We start from the raw sequence: 7,868 nt of genomic DNA, 5'->3' as shown, positions 1-7,868 counted from the left end.
ATGTAACGCTCATATTCAACTGCTTTCTGTCCTGCCTCGTCAACAACTTCCTGCTGTTCTGGTGTGAGGCTGTTGTAGATGTCTTCGTTGATACAGAAGAACAGACAGTCATAAATTGCATCCCACATAGAGCAGTAAGGCTGAACCTCCTGAACACTTGCTGCGTCGATAGCGGGAAGTGGATTCTCCTGACCTTCAACAGTGTTCTGCTGAAGTGCTGTGTAGGTTTCAGACCAGTTCATGTTTGTGGCATCAGCACCCCATCTCTTGTAGCATTCCATCAGAAGGTTGGAACCTGCTACACGAACCTTCAGGTTCTTCATATCGTCTACAGATTTAATCTCATGTTTGCTGTTTGTGATTTCACGGAAACCGTTCTCTGCAATACCCATGCAGTGGAGTCCGTATTCACTGAGGATTTCCTTCAGCTTTGCACCTGCTTCGCCGTCGAATTTCGCATCTGCATCGTCGTAAGAATCATAGACGAACGGAAGAGAAACAACGTTGAAACGTGGGTCAAATGCAGAGTAGATCAGGTTGGAGTGCATGGAGATCTGAACCGGGTCCCCATTCATCAGAGCCTGAATACCTTCGGACTGGTTGCCGTTTGTAAGCTGGTCAGCAGCGTAAATGTTGACTTTGACTTTGCCACCTGTGGCTTTTTCCATCAGTTCACCGAACTTACGTCCGCCATCAGCCCATGTACTTGTCTCAGTAGTGGAGCATGCGAAGTTCCAGGTCATTTCCGGCCAGTCAAGGTCGCTGTAATCTGCGATTGTGTCAAAGGAGTTATTGCCGTCTCCTGCCTCCTTGGAAGCTGTGTCAGAGGAAGCGGAGGACTGATCACCTGTGTAGGAGCCTTCTTTTGCAAGAGCTTTTGGAAGGAAAGTGGAGGTGATCGGGATGTATGTAACGATCAGAAGAACTGCAACGCAGGCTGCGATCATTGGCACAACTGCCCTTGAGATCTCCTGCAGAGTAACTTCCAGACCTTTTTTGATCTTGATGCTGATTGCTACGAAAAGGTTTACGCCTACAGGAGGAGTTACCTGTCCGATTGCAAGGTTTACAGTTGCCATAACACCGAATGCTACTATATCGTATCCAAGAGCCTTACATACAGGAAGCATGATCGGGATGAAGATGTACATAGCGGAGTTTGCATCGATGAAGCATCCTGCGATCAGGAAGATGATATTTACGATCAGCAGGAAGGTAAACTGGTTATGTGCGATGCTTCCAAGTAAATTGGAGGCGGCATCTGCAATACCGAATTTGGTACATACAAAGGAGAACAGAGAGGCACTTGCTACGATGAGCATGATACCGCCGGTTGTCTTTGCTGAGTCTACCAGAATGTCAAACATATCGCGGAAGGAAACTTCGCGGTAGATGACCATACCTACGAAGAGTCCGTATACAACGGATACGGCTGCTGCTTCTGTTGGTGTGAAGATACCGCCGTAGATACCGCCCAGAATGATGACCGGCATCAGGAATCCCCAGAAAGCATCTTTAAAAGCGTCCCAGCGTTCTTTGCCTGAGGCTTTTTCTCTGGATGGTTTGATGTTGTGTTTCTTTGCTTCCAGCATTACTACGATTACCAGTGCCACGCCCATAAGAAGACCTGGTACGATACCTGCCATGAACATATCTGCGATGGATGTGCCTGTGATGGAGGCATATACAACGAAGGCGATACTTGGCGGGATGACAATGGCGATGGAGCTTGAGGTTGCCATCAGTGCTGTGGAGAATGGTGCGGAGAAACCGCCTTGTTCTACCATTGCAGGGATCAGTACGGCGCCAAGAGCTGCAACAGTTGCAGGGCCGGAACCGGAGATGGCGCCGAAGAAGCAGGCTACGATAACACATACGATGGCGATACCGCCTTTTTTGTGGCCTACGCAGGTATCAACGAATTTGATCAGTCGTTTGGAGATACCGGCTTTTGCCATGATGTTTCCTGACAGTACGAAGAATGGGATTGCCAGGAGCAGGAATTTGCTGATTCCTGAGTACATGTTGGTTGCTACGATCGTCAGGGATGTACCGGAGTAGAGGATTGCGCATACGGAGGAAAGTCCGAGGCAGATTCCGATGGGTACACCCAGGATCAGGAATATGAAGAAGGAGATAAATAAGATTGCACTGATCATTTATTTGGCCTCCTTTTTGTCTGTTGTGATTGTGTTCATGTTACTTTTTGTGCTGTTGTCGGTATTTTTGGCACTGTCGGTTTTGCAGCAGAAGTCCAGACAGAATTCAATGAAGTGAAGAATCATGCATCCTGCACCGATGGGTACGAAGGACCAGAAGATCCATTCAGGCCAGTTTAATACGAAGGTTCTTTTTCCATTCTGAAGCTGAGTGATTACTTTGTCCATTCCGTATTTGAAAAGGATGACGCTGAAGATGATGCTCAGGACTGTGATCAGAATCACGGATGGTTTCTTCAGTTTCTTTGGAAGGCGGTCTGTGACCAGTGTCAGGCTGACCAGTTCTCCTTCGCGGCAGGCCAGTGCGGCTGCCAGCAGGGTGATGAGTACGAATACCGCTACTACAAGTTCTTCTGTGAAGGACCAGGAACGGTGGATGACTTTACGGGAAAATACGTTTCCCACAGTCAGCACCAGGATCAGCAGTGTGGAGATCACAAGGACGATCTTTTCTACTGCAGCCAGTGCGTTCATGATTTTTTTGTAGATTTTCATGCTCTCTACTCCTCTCAAAAAATTTGCTGCTGTTTTTCGGAATTTGGAGCAGATTCAAGGCAGATGGAATGTAATGGTTATAATATGTAATTAGTTACATTTTTCATCTGTGGTGAATTCTGTTGTCTGCGAAAAACAGAAGTAGTGTTTCGGTTTCAGATCGACAGCCTGGAAAAGAAAGTATGTCTCGTGTGTCAGGGCTTTTTTATGTTATAGGAATATTATGGAGTAATTTCCTATAACATAAAAAAAGTCCGCCCCATGCAGGGACGGACATATGATATTCCGTAACCACCCTGTTTCACCTTTGAAACAAGTACGATTCTGCAACGTACCGATATACGCGGCTCCTGTAACGGGGGCGGCCGGGGAAGCTTACTGTGAATACGGCAATATCTGTGATGGCTGTATTCAAGGGTTCGGCTTTCCTTCTCGGGGATGATATTCGAAACAGGTCTGTCACTGCATTTCACCGGACTGCAGTTCTCTGAGGACAGGGGGACTGTTTTTACTGGTTCCCTTCGTTGAATTTATGCGTTATAGGTTTAGCTGTTTAAAAAGCTAAAGCAATTTTAACGCTGTTTGTTTTGAAAGTCAAGAGGTTTTTGTAAGTATTTGGGGGAAGTTTGTTGGTGTGGGGCGTACACAGCGCAAGAGGGGACGCGCGAAGCAGCATCTCTCTGCAGGTTCAGTTCCGGGCTAAGTAACTCTAAGGTGGGGGAAATTCGCTAAAAGCATGAAGAAAAATGCAAAACTCGCTCCGTCGCAGACTCCGCTCAGACAGGTTGCTATTTTTCTTCATAACGCGGATTTCCCCCACCTAAGAGTTACTAAGCCCCCTCCAAATTCACCTGCAGAGAGATGCTGCTTCACGCTGGCTATTGGCTGTGTAAGAGAAAATGGATGAGGTGGTGGGAGCGGAGGGGTTAAGTGAAAAGAATCAGTTGTTACTCTTGACAATCGAATGATTTTCTGCGTATATTGTAAAAAATAAAATATTAAATATTGGATAAGTAAAATAATGAGTAAAAGCTACAAAGATGAGCAGAAAGAGGTAAAGATCATGGATTTAAAGAATTATTCAACAGGAGTACAGCATATCGGGATTCCGACAAATGACATTGATAAAACTGTGGAGTTTTATCATAAACTTGGTTTTGAGACTGCATTTGAGACCGTAAATGAGGAAGCGAATGAGAAGGTTGTGTTTCTGAAACTGGGAACTCTGGTAGTGGAGACTTATGAGAATCATGCGGCGAAGATGGAGCATGGAGCGATCGATCATGTTGCACTTGATGTAAGAGATATTGAGGAGATTTTCCGGTATATTAATGAAGCTGGTTTAAACTCCACACAGGATACCATTCATTTCCTGCCATTCTGGGAAAATGGTGTGAAGTTTTTTACCATTGAGGGTCCGAACAAGGAGAAAGTGGAATTCAGTCAGTATCTGTAAAACAGAAAAAGTTACGGAATATATCTGTATAATAAAATGAAGCAGTAAAGCCGATACATTGACTGGAAGCAGTGTGTCGGCTTTTTGGCTGTCCGGAATAGACCGCAGCAGTGAAAAAAGGGAAAAATAAAGGGGCATTAAAGGGAAAAGAGAGATGAAAAATTTAAAGAAGTGGTATATTAATCTGTCAATACAGAGAAAAATTCTGTATTGTACATTAGGGGTAGCATTGGTTGTTTTGCTGGCTTCCAGTGTTTCGCAGTATATGTCTGCATTTTCAATTGTGACAGAACAGACAAGGAAGCAGTCTGCGGGAGTGGTGAATGAGTTGTCGGTGAATTTGGATCATTATTTTGATATGGTGAGAAATTCATTTGAGTATATTGCAAATAACAATACGGTTCAGGAGGAATTGGAGTCTGATGAACCATATAAATCGGATGGCACAGAGCTGTATTCCTATTATTCAAGATCAGGGCAGATCAGAAGGCTGCTTTTGCAGGGATATACAAGTATTTATATGAATGATATCCAGCTGTATGGTTATAACGGAGCAAATCATCTGCTGGCAAATAATCATGAGATTCATGAAAATACCGCTCAGACATCCTGTGAACTGGCGGAGCAGGCAAAAGGACGCTGTATTTATTATAATGCTTCTGAGGAAGGTCTGATGTATATGGCAAAGCAGATCAAAGATTCTCTGACTATGAAGCCAGTGGGAATATTGAGAGCATCTATTAAGCTGAGCTATCTGAAAAAAATGACGATCACAGCCAGAGATTCTTTGGCTGCACATATTTTTCTTCTGGACAATGACAAAAATGTTCTGATAGAGAGTGCAGAGAATGATGCGACAATCAGTGACAGAAGCTGGATAGAAAAAATATCAGGCAACACAGGAGAATTTCTGTTTACTGCAGATGGACAGGGTTATGACTGTGTATATCAGAGAAGTTCTGACACAGGACTTACAGTTGTAGGAATGATTCCTATGAGTTTCTTGCAGAAAACAGCCAGAGGATTACAGAAAACGACAATCATGCTTATTCTGGCAAGTTTGATGTTGTGTATTTTTCTTGCTAATATTCTGGCAAAGGGAATCGCTGGTCCGATCAAGCGTACAAGTAAAGCAATGCAGCAGTTTGCGGAGGGTGACTTTTCTGTCCGTCTTCCGGAAGGAAGACGTGATGAGATTGGAGCCATGAATTCTGTTTTCAACCAGACGATAGAGAAAATAGAGCAGCTGATAAAACAGGTTGTGGAGATGGAAACAGTTAACAAAGATATTGAATTCCAGGCTTTACAGGCACAGATCAATCCGCATTTTCTTTATAATGTACTGGATACGATCAACTGGATGGCGCGAAAGAAGGGCGAGGATAATATTTGTCATATGGTTACTTCTATCAGCAGTCTGATGCGTGCAAGTATCAGTAATAAAAGAAGTATGGTTTATATTCGTGAGGAAATAAAATATGTACAGGATTATCTTTACATACAGGAAACCAGATATGGAGATAAATTTACATCTTATATTGAAGTGGATGAGAGATTAAATGAATTAGAGATTCCGAAGATGACTATTCAGACACTGGTGGAAAATGCGGTAGTTCATGGTGTGGAAAATGCGACATGGGACTGTTTCCTTTATGTTTCAGGAGAAATTACAGATGGAATGGCAGTATTTACAGTAAAGGATGATGGAGTTGGAATGTCACAGGAGCAGTTGGAGAAACTGATGGGGACAGAGGAAGAGCCAGATCATGAAGCAGAGCGGACACATACTCATCTGGGAGTGTATGCGGTGAGAAAGAGACTGGATTATGTATATCAGAACAAGGCAAGGATGAGCATTACATCAGAACCGGGGAAGGGAACACAGGTAATACTGGAAATCCCGATGAACGGTAATGTCGGAGTTACCTACAGGAAATGTGATGAACCTGTTAATGAAAATAACAAAAAAAGGGGAGACGAGAGATAATGGAATTGCAGGTAATGATATTAGATGATGAATATATTATTCTGGATGGTTTATGTTCGTTTCCATGGAGCGATTATGGATACCGTATATCCGCAACTGCAAGGAACGGATTGGAAGGGCTGGAGAAACTGGAGCAGGCGAAACCGGATTTGATCCTTACAGATGTGAAGATGCCGGGAATGGATGGACTGGATTTTGCAGAAAAAGCACATGAGATTTATCCCAATGCGGTTATAGTGATACTGACAGGATATGACAGTTTTGCCTACGCTCAGAAAGCAATCAGCATTGGTGTGGAAGAATATCTTCTCAAACCTGTGGACTATGATGAGTTAAAGGCAATGGCTGCCCGGATTGCAGGGGAAATTCATGCAAGGAAGGAAAAACAGCAGGAAATCCGGGATCTGAAGAAATATTTCAACAGGTCAGTTCCGCAGCTGAGATCCAAATTTGCGGGAAATCTTCTGTATGGAAGAATCCAGGGAAAAGGAGTTGTAAAAGAGCAGGCAGAATCTCTGAATCTGACAATAGAGAAATATATTGTGTGTGTAGGGCGAAAAGTTGTTGGAGAAAATAAAATCCATACAGGAGATAAATGGATAGAGGAATTTGCATGCATCAATATTTTTGAGGAAATTTTTAATGATTTTGGAATTCATGTTTTGAGCGATTATAATACAGCAACTGCAGAATATAATTTTATTCTTTTGTTTGAAAAGGAAGAAGAAAACGCAGTATGTATGGAAAAAGCATTGCAGGCATGCAGTAAGATACAGGTAGAAGTAGAACGGTATCTGAAAGCACATATGAATTTTGGATTGAGCGATGTGGAAGTGGACGAATATCAGGCAAATGCACAGTACCGTAAGGCACAGACAGCATGCAGGCAATGTGTTTATCTGGGTACGAATATCATACTCAGATACGAAGATCTGCAATATAAAAAACAGACAGACTTTGTGATTACTTCCGGTGAAAAAACACATTTTATGATGACTTTGTTTCAGGACAGTTTTGAGAAAGCGGAGGATGAACTTCATCAGATATTTCGAAACGCACCGGAAGATGTATCTCCGGTGAAATTTGCAGCAATGGATTTACTTTTGGGATGTATGAAATTTCCATATATCTGTGCAGTTGACAGTGAAATTCATAATAAAAACTGGAATCTTTCTGTGCTTCAGGATGGAATAAAAAGAATCTGTCAGTGCGAGAACACAGAAGAGGTGTTGAATTGTCTGCTGAATCTGTTTGGAACGCTGATTAAACAGAATACAGAAGGAACTGATGAACGGAACCGGAAACTGGTTCAGAGTGTTCTTTCTTACATTGAGAAGAATTATTCAGGAGATTTATCTATGGATGATCTGACTGAGAAATTCCATGTAAGCAGAACCTATATCAGCCGCCTTCTTAAGAAATATGCCGGAAAGAGTTTTCTGGAATATCTGACAGATGTCCGGTTCCAACAGGTGGAGAAACTGATTGCAGATAATAAATATAAACAATATGAAATCGCAGAAATGGTAGGATACAAAGACTTTGGATATTACATAAAAGTATTCAAAAAGCGTTACGGTATTACACCCAATGAATTCAGGAAATATATATAAACAGCGAGGTTAACTGTATCAGGTAAGTCATTTAATCGAATCAGGCAAGTAGCGAGGCGGATGATTTTATCTACCTGACGATAGAACAGGAGATTTGT

General features: G+C 42.7%; 5 protein-coding genes and 1 other annotated feature. Of the genes, 3 read left to right on the top strand and 2 right to left on the bottom strand.

Annotation, left to right across the window (positions count from 1 at the left end):
* Together AC075J_RS14540 and AC075J_RS14535 are read right to left on the bottom strand one after the other, a co-directional pair.
* A partial coding sequence (locus AC075J_RS14540) for a TRAP transporter large permease subunit (RefSeq protein WP_476390463.1) occupies positions 1 to 2,159 on the bottom strand: 2,159 nt, incomplete at its 3' end.
* Positions 2,160 to 2,714: a TRAP transporter small permease gene (locus AC075J_RS14535; RefSeq protein WP_008705255.1), complete on the bottom strand. Its 555-nt coding sequence runs from the start codon at positions 2,712 to 2,714 to the stop codon at positions 2,160 to 2,162.
* 262 nt (positions 2,715 to 2,976) lie between these two features.
* Positions 2,977 to 3,248 (bottom strand) — a binding site (T-box leader).
* A gap of 529 nt (positions 3,249 to 3,777) precedes the next feature.
* On the opposite strand from AC075J_RS14535, the gene AC075J_RS14530 reads away from it, so the two are divergent.
* The 3 genes from AC075J_RS14530 to AC075J_RS14520 all read left to right on the top strand — a co-directional run bounded on the left by AC075J_RS14530 (position 3,778) and on the right by AC075J_RS14520 (position 7,770).
* Positions 3,778 to 4,170: a VOC family protein gene (locus AC075J_RS14530; RefSeq protein ID WP_055059749.1), complete on the top strand. Its 393-nt coding sequence runs from the start codon at positions 3,778 to 3,780 to the stop codon at positions 4,168 to 4,170.
* 154 nt (positions 4,171 to 4,324) lie between these two features.
* Positions 4,325 to 6,157: a cache domain-containing sensor histidine kinase gene (locus tag AC075J_RS14525; protein WP_476390462.1), complete on the top strand. Its 1,833-nt coding sequence runs from the start codon at positions 4,325 to 4,327 to the stop codon at positions 6,155 to 6,157.
* Entirely contained in the window at positions 6,157 to 7,770 is a 1,614-nt protein-coding gene (locus AC075J_RS14520; RefSeq protein WP_008705249.1) for a response regulator transcription factor, read from the top strand. Before AC075J_RS14525 ends, AC075J_RS14520 begins: the two co-directional genes overlap by 1 nt.
* Positions 7,771 to 7,868 lie beyond the last annotated feature (98 nt).

It is taken from the genome of Blautia sp. ZXY-1-C6, from assembly GCF_056339875.1.
This window is presented reverse-complemented; position numbering and strand designations above follow the sequence as displayed.